This is a genomic window from Chlamydia sp. 04-14, from assembly GCF_036632095.1.
Lineage (GTDB): Bacteria > Chlamydiota > Chlamydiia > Chlamydiales > Chlamydiaceae > Chlamydia.
The window spans coordinates 87,870-103,193 of record NZ_JAPYKW010000003.1; the positions used below are offsets into that span (position 1 = coordinate 87,870).

Below are 15,324 nucleotides of genomic sequence, written 5' to 3' on the forward strand. Positions count from 1 at the left end.
GAAGCTTTCCTATTATTTCATTAGATATAGATGAATCAACTAATTTTAATAAGAAAGGGGTTAATGAAAAGAGGTTGTGCATCCTCCATCAAGAATTAAATTAGTTCCTGAAATGAAGGATGATGATGAAGATAGAAAAAATTCTATAGTTTTTGCTAGTTCCTCAGTTTCACAAAAACGTCGTAGAGGTATGGACTCAGTCTCTTTATTATATTCTTCTAGGTAGCTAGAGTGGTTTGTTCTCGCTTTTTCTCGGATTCTCTCTTCATGGAATCGGGTGCGTACAACTCCGGGAGAGACAACATTTATGCGAATTCCTTTTGGGCCTAATTCGTGTGCCATTGCTTTGGCATATGTTGTCCACATACGACGAATAACACAGGAAAGACCGTAGGAAGGAATTAACTGTGTTGATGTGGTTCCTCCTATAATAACAATAGAGCTCTGTGGACTCATATAGGGAAGAGTAGCTTGAATTAAGGCTGTCTGTGCTACAAAGGTTATTTGCAGTGTAGCTTCCCAAGATTCTGGAGATTGTAGTATCCCGCTCCAAATAGGACGCGGGGTAGAAATAATGAGTCCTTGAATAGGACGATTCAGGTCTTTGAGTGTTCTTTTATAATCGGCGAGATATCCCGGAAAGGAGTAGTCTATGGCTAGGGTTGAAGAATTAGGATTCTTCTCATGTAGGGCGCATAGCTTGCTGTTTTGTCTTCCTACGAGTAATAGATAGTAATCTCGATCATGAAGATAATGTGCGATTGCTGATCCTAATTGACCTGAAGCTCCTGTGAGCACAATACAGGGATGATTTTCCTCTGTTGTTGCGAATGCATAAGTAGAGGAACAAAGGACCAATGAGATTAAAAAATAATGAAACCGTCTTCTAAGATTGCTGCAGTTATACATAGGGAATTCGATTTATAGGTGTTGCTCTGTATCAGAATAATCAGATTATTGGCCAAGATTATTCAGATAATTTCGTATAAAGTTTTGTGTTTGACTATATCCCATGGCGGGGATTTGATAGTCAGGATTTTCTAAATATTTTTCAAGGAATAAGGATACCCAAATTCCACAAGATGAACCATCTTGTTGTATAGGGGTATTGACAACCTTTTTTACAGTAAATGGGGAACGCCCTCCATCAGCATCGAGATGGTAGTTTCCTAATCTAGTTGCAATAGACTTTAAGGCGGGATCAATCTTATTGTTCTCTATAAAATGCGCAAGACTATCGAAGAAAAGAATCTCTCTTCTATCTAGATTCACAATGACTAGTGTCCAGTGAGATATTCCTGCGTAACCTGCTTGTATTGTCGCCCACATTCTTGTTACCATTTCATCTTCATTATTAGCCATAGGGTGGTGCCACATAGGATAGGCGAATATGCGGAAATTGTTACAATTTCTCCCCTGCAGATGGGGATAATTGCTTATTTCATTGTGGCGACATTGGGTAAGATCGGGTTGATCTAGGGGCCCTTGCGTATTCAAGTCAAGCATATGCATGTCTTGAAGTATCATACGTTCTATAGAAAAACGGCTAGCTGCCATTGTTTCTGGTGGAACAAACAGGTCGGTGTAGTGTTCGGATAACCGCAGGAATTGATCTAAAATTTGTGATTGATCCCAAGATGGGAATGCGATCATTGGTCCTGGGGTATAGGGAGTAGTTTGATATGTTGTATCGTATCCGTAAGGGGAATACGGAGGATAATCATAATCTACACAGATTTCATGAGTATTGAGATCTAAGATATTTTGTGTGGACATGAAGCACAGAATTAATCCTAGAGTAACTATAATAAGTATAGCAGCGAGAATGACTCGGGCTAATTTACTTAAAAATGAAGCATTATCAAATGATCCTGGACCCGTAATAGGTGTTTTTTTCTCTATAGACCCGGATCTTTGATCTTGAGGGGTCAGGGGAGTAGGGTTGTATAGGGTATAGATCGATCCAGATTGGACACTTGGCGGGGAAAGAAGGAAATTAGCCATAAAACTGTTTTTTTAATTTTTTTCGCAAAGATTATAACTCTTTTAGAAAAATAAATCATTTAGTTTTAAGTATAATTAGTTATTTTATACTAATGTCTCGTATTTTGTTTTTACATTGTCTTTATAAATATTAGATATTCTCCTTACTCCCATATAAAAAATGGGAGTAGTAGCTAGGCTAAAGAAAACTTTATAAAGATATGAGCAGGTCATAATTTGTAAAGTTTTTGTAAAGGATAGATGCATTCCTATATAGACGACGCCGAGATCAACAATTAGGGTATCCACCATTTGTGAGAGCATGGAGGAGGCGTTATTGCGTATCCAGGGAGATGATCTGGGAAAGCGTCGTTTAAAAAAATGAAAGGAAATGATGTCCAGCTGTTGTGAAACAGAGAAGGCGGTAAACGAGGCAATAAAAGCTATTGGACTGATATCAAATAGAGTATGCCAGGCATCTGCGATTGCTGCGGATGAAGCTGGAAGAAGAGAAACGATTTGGAGAAATATCAGGCAGAAAATATTGCCAACGAATGCTGAAAATATCATGTGTCGCGTTTTTTCAGGACCAAAGATCTCGTTAACGATATTAGAAATCACAAAGGTTAGAGGATAGAAAAGTAGTCCTCCGGGAATAGTGAAGTAGGGGGTAACTACGAGCCTAGAAGCTGCTACCAGATTCGATAGAATCAGGATTAATGAGAAAGCGAGGGATAGATTAAAAAATATCTTATTTTTATGAGAGGACACGGTCATTTAAAAAGTAGATGATATCTTGATAATATATATCGTGAGGGCCAAAAACAATGAAATCAAGCTGCCCCTCCTCTAGAAAGCATTGCATTTTTTCTGAGATGTTATTTAATTCGCTAAACTCGTGAATGATAAAAAATGTTGTTTGTAGAGAACTTGGATTACAAGGACGCTGTATAATGTGTTCTGTTTTAAATGGAGAAACAAACACATTGTTATTAAAGGTGTGGGATAATTGTTCCGTCGAGCTTAATATGGCAGCTCCGTAGGCTTTTCTTTGTCCCTGTTCTTCAATAAGACCGTTTTCCACTGTAAACCAAAAACATCGTGAAATGGCAAGAGCGTTGCTGTTAAGGATGCGCGGCTGATCTTCTATGGGATAGATATCTTTTGCTCGTCTTACAGCTTTTATAAATAGCTGCCCCATAGCAGAGAAAAACTTCATAAATTCGGGATGTAGCAGCCAAGGAACGTGGCAAAATAAATCATGAATAAGATCAGGAAGAACGGAAAATCCGTCGTCATCCAAGGTGCGCATTTGTGTGGCTATAGGGAACCGCTTCTCGCTCAACTCAAATAAATAATTGTGCGGAGGGAGATAATCTTGTGTTGGCGATAATGTAAACCCTGATTTTGATAATAAGATATTATTTATATGATTGAAATCTATAGGGGAGCCTTTAACTAGATTTAGAGCCTCTAAATACTCAAAAAAAACTTGAGGACAGTAAGCTTCCCATAAAGGAAGTCGAGAATTTAAGAGGGCGTCCGAATGATTTTCAGATTTAGAAAGTATTGTGGCAATGTGATGAGCCATGAACGATCGGAATTTTATAATTTAGGAGCTACTTTAGTTAACAAAGCTTTCTGTTTATTGATTATTACAGATTAAAGAATGATTCACATGGAAAAGAATCAAAGAGATTTAAATTCTAAGGTCCTTTAGGATTTTTGTCGAGAGAAAGCTAAGCTCTCTCAGAGCTATAAATAACGGTGTTTTTCTGCATTTTGAGATGAATTTATGCGTGTTGGTATTATCGGATGTTCAGGAAGAATGGGAACGTTGCTCACCACAGCATTGCAATCAATCACACGCTTTACTTTAGGTCCGGGCTTTTGCAGAACGAGTGCACATTCTCTATCTTCTGTTATAGAGAATAATGATGTTCTTGTGGATTTTTCTTCCTCATCTTTTTCTGAAGAATTTCTTGCGGCTTTGCTTCGTAATCCAAAACCTTTAATTTTTGCTACGACTAAACCTATAGCTTCTTCATCCATAGATAAAAAATTAGAAGATTTAGCTGCTTGTGTTCCTGTTGTTGTATGTCCAAATACTAGTTTAGGAGCATACGTACAAAAACGTTTAGCTGCTTTGCTCGCTAGTGTTTTTGATGATACCTATGACATCCGTATTACTGAGGTACATCATAGAAAGAAGAAAGACTTGATCTCAGGAACAGCTAATGAATTAGTTTCTATTCTTTGTGATACTAAACAGAAAGAATGGCAGCAAGAATATCGTGTTGGATCTAGCTGTGACAACGTGAAAAATATTGAATTGCATGCATCACGCGTCGGTAACATTTCCGGGGAGCATGAAATAGCTTTTATCAGTGATAACGAGCAAATCACTTTACGGCATACGGTCTTTTCTCGTGAGGTCTTTGCTGAGGGAGTTTTGAGAATTTTAGATTGGCTGTTAAATGAATCCCCACCTCCCGGATGTTATGGACCTGAAGTAGGGCTAAAGGTTTCTGTGTGAACGAACAGTTCTTGCTTAAAAAACAAAACCGTTATTACAATGCGGCCTCCAAGATTTCTTGATTTTTGAATAAGAGGAGTGCGTATTTCGTCTTATCGATGCTCTAAATTAAGTGGCTGTTTTGTTAACCCACTTTCTCATTCACTATCAATGATGATATAGTATGATTTCAGGAGGCAACACATGCGTGTGGCTGTTTTGGGGGCTACCGGACTGGTTGGTCAAAAATTTGTAGCTCTCTTGGATAAATGGTTTCCTTGGCATATTTGTGAAGTTGTTGCCTCCGAGACAAAATATAGTCAAACTTATGGTTCTGCGTGTGTTTGGCAAGAGTCTTTGGGCCCTATGCCGGAAAGTATGGTCCATGTGCCTATTCGTAGAATCGAAGAGATCGAATCAGATGTTATTGTATCCTTCTTGCCGGAAAGAATAGCGGAATCCTTAGAGACATATTGTCTGTCTAAGGGAAAATTAATTTTTTCTAATTCGTCCGCCTTTAGAATGCATCCTGCGGTTCCTATTATTATTCCCGAAATAAATCAGGATCATCTTAGCCTTATTGCTACGCAGCCTTTCCCAGGAAGGATAATAACCAATTCTAATTGTTGTGTCTCTGGTATTGCTTTAGCTTTAGCTCCCCTGAAGGAATTTAAGATTGATCGTGTGAATATTGTCACTTTGCAATCGGCAAGTGGTGCTGGCCATCCTGGAGTTTCTTCTATGGATGTTTTGGGGAATACTATTCCTCATATAGTGGGAGAAGAAGAAAAAATCCTTAGGGAAACATTAAAGATTTTAGGGAAATGTGATGAACCCGCACAGTTTCCCATAGCAGTTACTGTCCATCGTGTTCCTGTAGTTTATGGACACACGTTAACGTTACATATAACTTTTCTTGATCCTGTCGATGTAAAGGACATTCTTAATTGCTATCATCATAGGAATGTAGTCTTCCCGGGTACGTATAAGCTTTATGATTCTCCTTGGCATCCACAAGCAAGAAAAGATCTTGCAGATGATGACATGCGTGTGCATATAGGACCCATTACTTATGGGGGCGATTCTCGAACAATAAAAATGAATGTATTGATACATAATCTTGTCCGAGGTGCTGCGGGCGCTTTATTGACGAATATGCACAATTATTGTTTTCAGAATTCTGGAGAATATGCATGTCTCCAGTAGTATATAAATTTGGCGGGACAAGTTTAGGAACCGCAGAGAGTATACGCAAGGTGTACGCTATTGTTCGTAAAGATACACCGCATTTTATTGTTGTCAGTGCTGTAGCAGGAATTACAGATTTACTAGATATGTTTTGCTGTGTTTCCAGTGAATATCGTGAACAAATTATTCTTGATATTGCAAACCGGCATAATGAAATTATTCACGAACTTCAACTCACATTTTCCATATCTCCTTGGATAGAAAAGTTAGATAGTTATGTAGATAGAGCAGAAATTTCTCCTAGTGATCGAGCTGAAATTCTTGCTTTAGGTGAGGATATATCAGCTTCTTTATTTCAAGCTTTCTGTGATAGTAATAACTTTCCTATAGAGTTTTTAGAAGCAAGAACTGTCATATTGACAAATGGCGCCTACCATCGTGCAGTTCCTGATATTTCGCGTATGCGAGAAAATTGGCATGCTCTTAATCTCAAAAGTGATATTTGCTATATCACTCAGGGATTTATAGGAGCAGATACTTCTGGGAAGACCACAGTATTGGGTAGAGGAGGAAGTGATTATTCCGGAGCATTAATTGCTGAAATGAGTAATGCTGAAGAAGTACGTATTTATACTGATGTGAACGGTATTTATACTATGGATCCGAGGATCATTGAAGATGCGCAACTCATTCCAGAGTTGAGTTTTGAAGAAATGCAGAATCTCGCTACCTTTGGTGCTAAAATTCTCTATCCTCCTATGCTTTCTCCGTGTGTACGTGCAGGGATTCCTATTTTTGTAACCTCGACTTTCGATGTTTCTAAGGGAGGTACTTGGATCTATGCTATGGATAAAACTGTAAGCTATGCACCCCGTGTAAAAGCACTGTCCTTACGTCAGCGTCAACGATTATGGTCTGTAGATTGTGGTGTTTTAGGTGCTGTTAGCCTAGATAAGATTTTACCTATACTAGATACTTACCATGTTCTTCCTGGTTTAATAACTTCTCAGGATGCGAAAGTATCCTTTACAACAGATGACGATGATATTTCTGAAGAAATTATCCAGGACCTCTATAGCAAGCTATCTGATATAGGGATAGTGCACATGCTTTATGATTTAGCTTTGATTACTATGATCGGTTCTGGATTAGCTTCAACAAAGGTTGTAACTACTGTTACAGATAAATTACGAAATTATCCTTCTCCGGTTTTTTGCTGTTGTCAAAGTTGCATGGCATTGAGCTTAGTAGTTCCTGAAAATCTAGCGGGAAACATTGTAGAACAACTCCATAATGATTATGTTAAGCAGAAGTTTTCTGTAGTATAATAGCAACCATTATGAAATTACTCACCGCGTGCGTCACTCCTTTTCTTCCTAATTATGCAATTGATTTCCCAAGTTTTGAGAAGATTTTACGTTCTCAAGAAAAAGAAGGAAATAGTGTTGTCCTTCTTGGAAGTACTGGAGAAAGCCTAGCATTAACAATAAAAGAGAAAGAGGCCCTGGTTTCTTTCGCTTGTTCTTTGAAGCTCCAGGTTCCTATAGTTGTTGGGGTCTCTGGTGTTTCACTAAACGATGCTTTAGAATGGATAAAGATATGCTGTGCTTATTCTATTGAGGGTTTTTTAATCACTAGTCCTATTTATACAAAACCCGGGATTTGCGGTCAGACATTATGGTTTGAACATCTCTTAAATGCTACGGATAAACCTGCAATTTTATATAACATTCCCTCTAGAGCAGGAACGCCTTTGTATTTAGAAACTGTACGTACATTATCTACCCATCCTTCCTTTTATGGAGTAAAAGATTCTGGAGGGTCTGTTGAAAAATGTCGCGAATATATGCAGATACATCCCGATCTTATTTTATATTGTGGCGATGATGGTTTGTGGCCGCAAATGTATTCATACGGAGCTCAGGGACTCATTTCTGTTTTGTCTAATGGTTGGCCAAGAGAAGCGCGTAGCTACGTAGATAATCCTTATCAAGAAAGTAATGCCTCATTGTGGCAAGAGCTTTCTCTTTGGCTTAGTCATACGACAAATCCTATCGCAATAAAGGCATTACTCGCGTATAAGCAAGACATTGCTCATAATGTTTTGCGTTTGCCCCTATCTTTCAGGGATTTGCAAAATGCAGAATCTTTGCCGATCATTGTGAAAAAAATGTCGCAATGGTCACAAGTATATCAGCCGGTTCTCGGATAGATTTCACCAAAGAGAGTACACATTTTCAATAGGTTATATTGCAAAATATAACAGCTCTTTCCTGTTGATTTTAAATGATTTGTGCTGCATTTTCCTTTGCTTGTTAGCGCTTTTTCTCTACTTAATTACAGATGCATCGCCATACTAAAATTCCTTTGTTGCCTGTTCAAGCGATTGAACCTATAGCTGGACTGAAAAATGAACAGAGTCAGGTAATTTGCAAATCGAATTTTCTGAATTTTATTTTAGAAATGCTTAAGTTAGATAGAATTTATAAGTTTTTATCAAGAATCGGGCTAACACGATTCTCTGCCTTTATTCATCATGCTATGTTGATGTTCATCACAGTAGTTTATATATCGCTTTCTTGTGTTTTACATATTTTATGCATGCATAATCCTTTAGAAGATAAAGAGAAGAAAAGATATTTCAGGTATTGAAAATCCTCTTGTGAAATTAGTGAGAGCTCTTTTTATCTATAAGATGTATTAATTTTTACTAATATTTATCTTAATTTCTATATTTTTATTTATAACAATTTTAAGGTCGTTTTTTTTTACACATTTGTTTGCTTTTTGGATTTTTATCTCCTATACTGCCTCATGAATTTGATTGGGTTGATTCAAATTAAGTAAGAACACGAGTTGGTATGATTAAGAGATTTTTTATTTATAGTTTAACCACTGCACTCCTGCCTTTAGTATGCTGTAGTCATATTTTTGCTGAGACTACAGAGGCTGCTGTCCAAGAACCTGTTGAGAAACGAAGTTCTAGAATGGATTGTTGTTTTGATTCTATAAGTGACGGCGATAGGGAAGCCCTAGCAGATCAGCTAGATTCTTTGTTTCAAGTTTTAGTCGAGGAGGGTCAAGAATTATATCGTGATCTTGCTCTTGTATGTAAGAACGAGAATATAGAATTAGAAAGTAATGAACAGGCTGTAGAGTTAATGAAAGAATCTCCCTCTGGGCAGAGAATTCTACAGGCGTGTAGAAATATTTTCTCATGTCTTCATATGTCTTCTGAAGAATTAAGTGATGAAAATCTTTCTTTTGATGTTTTGTTACAAAAACTCGATGAGATTGGCAATATCTGGCGTTATTATCGCCATTCTAAAGATATGGAATATGCTTATAAAGATCTCGAAATGCGAGAAAAAGAATTGGATTTTAAAAAGGACCTTCTTGCTTGGCAGAAAGAGAAAACAGATAAGGAGCTCGCGTGGAAGCGTGAGAGGTACGCTAGAGATATGGTGATGCACAAGAGATGATAACAAACACCAGAGTTTGGCAATCTTATAAAAGTATCTGTGATTTTCTTCGCAGATACTTTTTTTATTTTATAACCCAAGAGATTTTAAAAAAAAGCTGTAGACAAAATAGAAGTAATGCATCAAAAACTTATGTCAATTTTTTCACAGATACGAATTGTCAGGCAAAATCTAGTCTGTAAGTTCGTTCATCCTAACTACTTTATAGAAATTATATTTTTTAAAGTGTGGGGATGTGGTCGTGGAAACATCTCTAGGTTTGATTTTACAGAATGAAGTGCTACGCATAGTACAAAGGCTTGTTGGGAAATAGGGACTATCCTTTTCTTGGCATGAGAGTTTATGAATACCTATATCTGCCTATATGGCTGGATGTTTTTATGGTTTTGCCTGTCGATCTTGGCAGCAGTCCGAATCTAGAAAGTATCAGTTTAGAAGACCAAGAAATTAATTCTAACGATACCGAGCAACACTTTCCTGAACAGACTACTGAACAAGTAAATTTATTTATTCACGGGGGTCCTAGACCGTTTGTCACGGAATCCTCAGATGTATTTGAAGCCGTAAGTGTTTTTGATGACAATATAGAAATGCCTGCGGCACATCATATCGATGTTACCTACATTAATGGTAGCTCTCAAACTCTAATGGAGGCGCAGCTTGAATCCTTATACATTAGTGAAGTGCGTAACACAGCTGTACGCATGCTGTATAATTCAGGCTCAGAAGATTGGTGCTCGCGATTGTCTCGCAGACCTGTTTTCTCTCGATCTAGTCCGTTATGTCAAGCATTGTTAGATTCTTTGCAGCATTTCTTCTCTCATCCAGGGAATCGGCATAGAAGACATACAATTATATTTTACGGAGATGGGGGAGCTGCGGTTCAGCAAGTGTTAGATAATTCTCCATATGCAGATAATATTTTTGTGATTGGTATTGCTCCAACCGTATACGTCAGGGGAGATAATGTACGTCACTTTAGAGTATCTGGAGATGTCACCACTCTTTTTGATCGTGATGGATTTACACAAACTAATGTAACGACTGTTCCCTACTCGTCGGGAACGGAGGGTTTATTTTTCCCAAGCATACGTTGCCCAAGTTATCTTTGGGCTTTGCGTTTAACAGGAACCCCCCCCCCATTTATCTAAAGTAGTTCAAGAGAGGACTAGCTTTCGTTATCCCACATATAAGTTATGTAAAAATGCCCTAAGAGTCGGCAGTGTGTTTTGCCTAACTCTTTCCTCGGTATTTGCTATTGCTTTAATTTGTGGGGCAGCTCAGCCCGCTTTAATCATCTGTTTAGTTATTTCTTTGGTTCTTACCCTAGTGCTCTTGGCAATATCCTTGCGTCGTTATATACGACGTGAATTCGGGCCCGCCCTTCCTGAAGGTTTTCTTTCAGTAATAAAAAAAGAGTTTCCCACAGCTATTTATGAGCTAGTAGTTCAGGAGAGATTGAATCTTCAAGAACTTCGCGCTGTTATTTCAGGTTTATCTTCTGGGATATTTACTTTTCCCTCGAAAAGATCCCGGGAGAAGGTAGAGAGATTCGGTCTTGAGCGTTTACAAAGCGCTTGTGAGGGTGTTCAATTGCCCGATCTAGAGAAGATCTTATTAAAGAACTGTCCTTTTTATTTAATGAATAAGTTTATCCAACTAGGTCCTAAAGAGTTCCCTAAATCTGTTAATTTACCTCCCGAAGTCTATTGGTTAAGTCGTTTAGGATTGTCAGACAGTCATGTTGTATTTTTTAATTTTTATGTTTGGATTTTGTCTCAAGTAGTGTCTAAGGAAGAATATGAAACACTTTTGAAGCATGCGAAAGATTCTACTTGGGACCAGATTAAAGATTTAACTGGGGGCTTAAGACTTCGTGTAAGAGAGGGTGTAGACAACTATTTTATCGAAGAGGTTGGTCTGACTAAAGGTTCGCTGAAATCTCTCGTCGGTGGCCCCTGGTTATTGTATCTATGTAAACATGGTGTCTGTTGGGAACAATTACAATTACTTAAAGAATTAGACTGTTCAAGTGTTAGCCTAATGGATGAATTCGAAACGTCTCATAGAAGAACTTGTTTGATGAAATCATACTTTTCTATTTCACCCTATGTTAATGAAAGTGATATCGAGACTTTTGACTCACACGTAATCTTATTTACTTTTAGCGAATGGAAGGAAAGTCTTGATTTACATAAGGATAAAAAGGATTTTTGTATTTATGATGAGACTATGACTCTCTTAAAAAAACGTAGTCAAAGTATTTTGCGAGAATGTGATACAGATAAAGATATCCCCCCTCTGCCTGAGCGCAACATAAATAGAGAGACGGCGGCGATCGTAGAGTGAAAATCTTTTAAGTTTAGACAGTAAGGTAGGTTTTGTGAATCCACTTCCAAATGCTCGATACCCGATCTCCTCGGAACAACGTCAATCTGCATCGGTAATTAAACAGGCGAGTAGAGCACGTAATTTGATGATTGGATTGCGCAATCATATTATAATTATAGGTAGTATATTTTTCTCTATTGCCTCCGTTGCATTAATTGCTATAGTCGCTTGTGGATTTACACAACCTGCAATCCTTTCTTGTTTATTAATATCTCTCATTGTCGCTGGGGTCATGCTGATTTTAATGGTGCGTCATATCCGCGAAACGCGACCTGTACTTCCCTCGGGTTTTCTTTCAGTAATAAAAAAAGAGTTTCCTACAGTTATTTATGAGCTAGTAGTTCAAGAGAGACTGACTCTTCAAGAACTTCGTGCAGTTCTTTTAGGTTTATCTTTAGGAGCATTTACTTTTCCATCGATAGCATGTCAGGAGAAAGTAGAGAGATTTAGTCTTGAGCGTTTGCAAAAGGCCTGTGAGGGAATTCAACTGCCCGATTTAGAAAAGATTCTGTTGAAGAACTGTCCATTGTACTTTGTTAATAAGTTCATTCAATTAGGTCCTAAAGAATTTCCTGAAGCCGAAAATATGGATCCTGAGATTTATTGGGTGTGTCGTACAGGGCTAGATTCTATATATAATACCGCCTTCGATCCTGATACATGGGTATTAGCTCATGTGATCACTCAGGAAGAGTATGAAATGCTATTAATGCACGCAAAAAATAATACTTGGGATCAAGTTAAAAAGACTTTTATTGCTAAAGAATTAAATCCTAGACTTAAAAAATTTATAGAAGTTGCAGATGTTGAAGGTTTTACTATTGATAGAGAGATGTTGTTATCGAGTCTGCCCTTAGCGTCGATACTAAGATTATGTAAGCACGGAGTCTGTTGGAAACAGTTGGAACTGTTTAAGGAAGTAGAGTGCAAATACATAAATTTCTTTACTCTATTTGAATTGGCATCTAGGAATTTGAATGCCATGAAGTTAATGCTTGTTATTGCTCCTCATATTAATGAGAATAAGAAAGAATTCGATCCGTTTATTACTCTAGTTACTTGGGAAGAATGGATTCAAGAATATAAAAAAATAAAAGCACCTAGTTTCTTTTTTGCTAATACTTTAAAGTTTTTAAGTAAGAAAAGTGGGAAGATTCTAAAGCATCCACTACCGTTCGAAACTCCTGTATATTCTACAAATATTCATACAGGTGAGAGAGTTTTGGAATCTGATTCTGCAAAAGGAACGAAGTTTTTTAATTCATAGTGCCCTCTAATCATATAACTTAGTGAGCATATCAAGAATTTAACAAATATACCCTCACATTCGGATGCCAGCGCTGCTTTGCCTATAGTGAAATCCTCTTTTAAGAATAAGTTATATAAGAATACAGCTCTAATAGTAGGTGTTTTTTTTGTTTAGCTCTTTCCTCGGTATTTGCAATTACGCTAGCTTGTGGATTTATACAACCAGTGTTGATTGTATGTTCGGTGGTCTCCGTTGTTCTTGCCGTTGTGTTTTTGGCAAAGGTAGCGCAAAGTTATAAAAGACAGGTTTTTGATACCTCTCTTCCTTCAGGCTTTCTTAACGTAATAAAAAAAGAATTTCCTGAAATCCTTTACGAGTTGATTGTTCAGCAGAGATTGACTCTACAAGAGCTGCGCGCTGTTATTACAGGTTTATCTTCTGGGGTATTTACTTTTCCTTCGAGGAAATGTCAGGAGAAGGTAGAGAGATTTGGTCTTGAGCGTTTGTAAAAGGCCTGTGAGGGAATTCAACTGCCCGATTTAGAAAAGATTCTATTGAAGAACTGCCCATTTTATTCAATTAGTTCCTAAAGAGTTTCCTGAAGCCGCAAATATAGATCCTGAAATGTATTGGGTATCTCCAATAGGTTTGTCGGATCATGCTGACATAGCGTTGCATCCTTTTATTTGGATTCTTGCAAGGGTTATCTCTAAGGAAGAGTATGAAACATTGCTACATCATGCACAAAATTTATGTAAGCATGGAGTGAGTTAGGATCAACTATAGTTATTTAATGAGGTAAGTAGTCAAAGTATCAATCTATTGAATGCTTCTGATTATTCATTCAGGGGTCTGAATATTCAGCGATTGTTATTTGTCATTGCTTCCAGCTTGAAGGAAGAGTCTCAGGATTTTGATCCGGAAATTGCTCTTCTGTTATCAGAGGAATGGATGAAAGATTATGAAAAGAATCGACATAAAGATGATCGGAAGCTTTTTAACGGTACTATAGATCTTTTAAACAAGAATTAAAAAAAATTTTTATAAAATTAGAAGGTGAGGGACTTCCTGAGGTTTATAAATATGACCTGAATAGGTCTACTGGGGAGAGAATTCGATAGGAATAGCTATTCGTAGATTCTTAATTTTAAAAATGATATAATCGCCCTTTAGTTTGTTTATTTTTAATAGTTTAAGGGAATTGTGAATCCATCAAGTATACCTTCACATTCTGGTTCTAACGGATCTTCAATAATTAAACAAAATATTCAATCATGCGTAACAGATAGGTTGCGTAAGTATGCTTTAATTGTAACTAGTATTTTTTGTTCGATCGTTGCCATTGCTATGGTCGCTATAGTTGCTTGTGGATTTACACAACCTGCAATCCTTGCTTGTTTATTAATATCTCTCATTGTCGCTGGAGTGATGCTGGTTTTAATGGTGCGTCATATCCGCGAAACGCGACCTGTACTTCCCTCAGGTTTTCTTTCAGTAATAAAAAGAGAGTTTCCCACAGTTATTTATGAGCTAGTAGTTCAGGAGAGGTTGAATCTTCAAGAACTTCGCGCAGTTCTTTTAGGTTTATCTTCAGGAGTATTTACTTTTCCATCGATAGCATGTCAGAAGAAGGTAGAGAGATTTGGTCTTGAGCGTTTACAAAAGGGTTGTGAGGGGATAGAGTTGCCTGATTTGGAGAAGATCTTATTGAAGAACTGTCCATTTTATTTTGTTAATAAGTTCATTCAATTAGGTCCTAAAGAGTTCCCTGAAGCAGAAAATATGGATCCTGCACTTTATTGGGTATCTAGAACTGGGTTCTCCTCTACTTGCAACACGGTCTTTGATCCCTATGTCTGGTTGTTAGCGCATGTGGTGACTCAGCAAGAATACGAAATGCTATTGAGTCATGCGAAAGATTCTACCTGGGATCAAATTCGAGAAACTTTCGTTAAAGGCGAGCTGCGTAATCGACTTGGAGCATTGATAGACACTGTAGATATAGAATACTTCGATACGAAAAGAGACTCTTTGAAGGCATGTCTTGGTGGTTTAGGTTTTACGTGGCTCCTCTATTTATGTAAGCATGGAGTTTGTTGGGAACAATTACAGTTATTTAAAGAAATTGAAAGCAGGGATATCAACTTTATAGCCATGTTCGATGTATCCTCAAGAGGGATGACGACCACAAAATTGATCTATGCCATTGCTCCTTATATTGATGAGAATAAGGAAGAATTCGATCCATTTATTTCTCTGATTACTTGGGATCAATGGATCCAAGAATATAAGAATAATAAACACAATCGTAGATGGCGTTTCTTTAAAGGGACTATGAATTTCTTAAATAAACAGAGTAAGCACATCTTAAAATACGATGACATTCCTGGGAGCCCCAGCTATTCTATAGATAATCGTACGGGTAGAAGAACCCTTGATTACGGTCCCTTTGACGATGGGAAAAATCAAGAAATAGAATAGGATCTATAGAACTCTACTTTTATACTTGTTTTGTA

12 protein-coding genes and 2 pseudogenes are annotated in these 15,324 nt (G+C 37.5%); 10 read left to right on the plus strand and 4 right to left on the minus strand.

The annotated features are described in order from the left end of the window. Window positions 1-60 precede the first annotated feature (60 nt). The 4 genes from O6937_RS04770 to O6937_RS04785 form a co-directional block, all read right to left on the minus strand. Window positions 61-909, minus strand: coding sequence for an SDR family oxidoreductase (locus tag O6937_RS04770; protein ID WP_332390508.1), 849 nt, complete (start codon window positions 907-909; stop codon window positions 61-63). Between the two features lie 45 nt (window positions 910-954). Further along, window positions 955-2,004, minus strand: coding sequence for a Ulp1 family isopeptidase (locus tag O6937_RS04775; protein ID WP_332390509.1), 1,050 nt, complete (start codon window positions 2,002-2,004; stop codon window positions 955-957). A gap of 84 nt (window positions 2,005-2,088) precedes the next feature. Then, window positions 2,089-2,760 (minus strand): queuosine precursor transporter, encoded by a 672-nt coding sequence (locus O6937_RS04780; RefSeq protein WP_332390510.1) that lies wholly within the window; start codon window positions 2,758-2,760, stop codon window positions 2,089-2,091. After that, on the minus strand, window positions 2,741-3,574 hold the full coding sequence (locus O6937_RS04785; RefSeq protein WP_332390511.1) for a phenylalanine 4-monooxygenase: 834 nt from the start codon (window positions 3,572-3,574) through the stop codon (window positions 2,741-2,743). The genes O6937_RS04780 and O6937_RS04785 overlap by 20 nt, the downstream gene beginning before the upstream one ends. A 204-nt stretch (window positions 3,575-3,778) precedes the next feature. Here O6937_RS04785 and O6937_RS04790 point away from each other — a divergent pair, with 204 nt between their 5' ends. From O6937_RS04790 to O6937_RS04835, 10 genes and pseudogenes are all read left to right on the plus strand, one after another. Further along, window positions 3,779-4,519, plus strand: a complete 741-nt coding sequence (locus O6937_RS04790) for a 4-hydroxy-tetrahydrodipicolinate reductase (RefSeq protein ID WP_332390512.1) — start codon at window positions 3,779-3,781, stop codon at window positions 4,517-4,519. Window positions 4,520-4,702: 183 nt separating this feature from the next. Beyond that, window positions 4,703-5,704: an aspartate-semialdehyde dehydrogenase gene (gene asd, locus O6937_RS04795; RefSeq protein WP_332390513.1), complete on the plus strand. Its 1,002-nt coding sequence runs from the start codon at window positions 4,703-4,705 to the stop codon at window positions 5,702-5,704. Next, complete coding sequence (locus tag O6937_RS04800; protein ID WP_332390514.1) at window positions 5,692-7,014, plus strand: aspartate kinase; 1,323 nt, start codon at window positions 5,692-5,694, stop codon at window positions 7,012-7,014. Before asd ends, O6937_RS04800 begins: the two co-directional genes overlap by 13 nt. A gap of 11 nt (window positions 7,015-7,025) precedes the next feature. Further along, window positions 7,026-7,898: a 4-hydroxy-tetrahydrodipicolinate synthase gene (gene dapA / locus O6937_RS04805; protein ID WP_332390515.1), complete on the plus strand. Its 873-nt coding sequence runs from the start codon at window positions 7,026-7,028 to the stop codon at window positions 7,896-7,898. Between the two features lie 649 nt (window positions 7,899-8,547). Next, window positions 8,548-9,168 (plus strand): hypothetical protein, encoded by a 621-nt coding sequence (locus tag O6937_RS04810; RefSeq protein WP_332390516.1) that lies wholly within the window; start codon window positions 8,548-8,550, stop codon window positions 9,166-9,168. 380 nt (window positions 9,169-9,548) lie between these two features. Then, window positions 9,549-10,295 (plus strand): annotated as a pseudogene (locus O6937_RS04815) (DUF687 family protein); the annotation flags it as partial. A gap of 97 nt (window positions 10,296-10,392) precedes the next feature. Then, the gene (locus tag O6937_RS04820) at window positions 10,393-11,517 is read left to right on the plus strand and encodes a DUF1389 domain-containing protein (protein ID WP_332390517.1); all 1,125 of its coding nucleotides are present in this window, start codon (window positions 10,393-10,395) and stop codon (window positions 11,515-11,517) included. Between the two features lie 34 nt (window positions 11,518-11,551). Next, window positions 11,552-12,826, plus strand: coding sequence for a DUF1389 domain-containing protein (locus tag O6937_RS04825; protein ID WP_332390518.1), 1,275 nt, complete (start codon window positions 11,552-11,554; stop codon window positions 12,824-12,826). A gap of 248 nt (window positions 12,827-13,074) precedes the next feature. After that, window positions 13,075-13,582 (plus strand): annotated as a pseudogene (locus tag O6937_RS04830) (DUF1389 domain-containing protein). 429 nt (window positions 13,583-14,011) lie between these two features. After that, window positions 14,012-15,289 (plus strand): DUF1389 domain-containing protein, encoded by a 1,278-nt coding sequence (locus O6937_RS04835; protein WP_332390519.1) that lies wholly within the window; start codon window positions 14,012-14,014, stop codon window positions 15,287-15,289. Window positions 15,290-15,324: the final 35 nt, after the last annotated feature.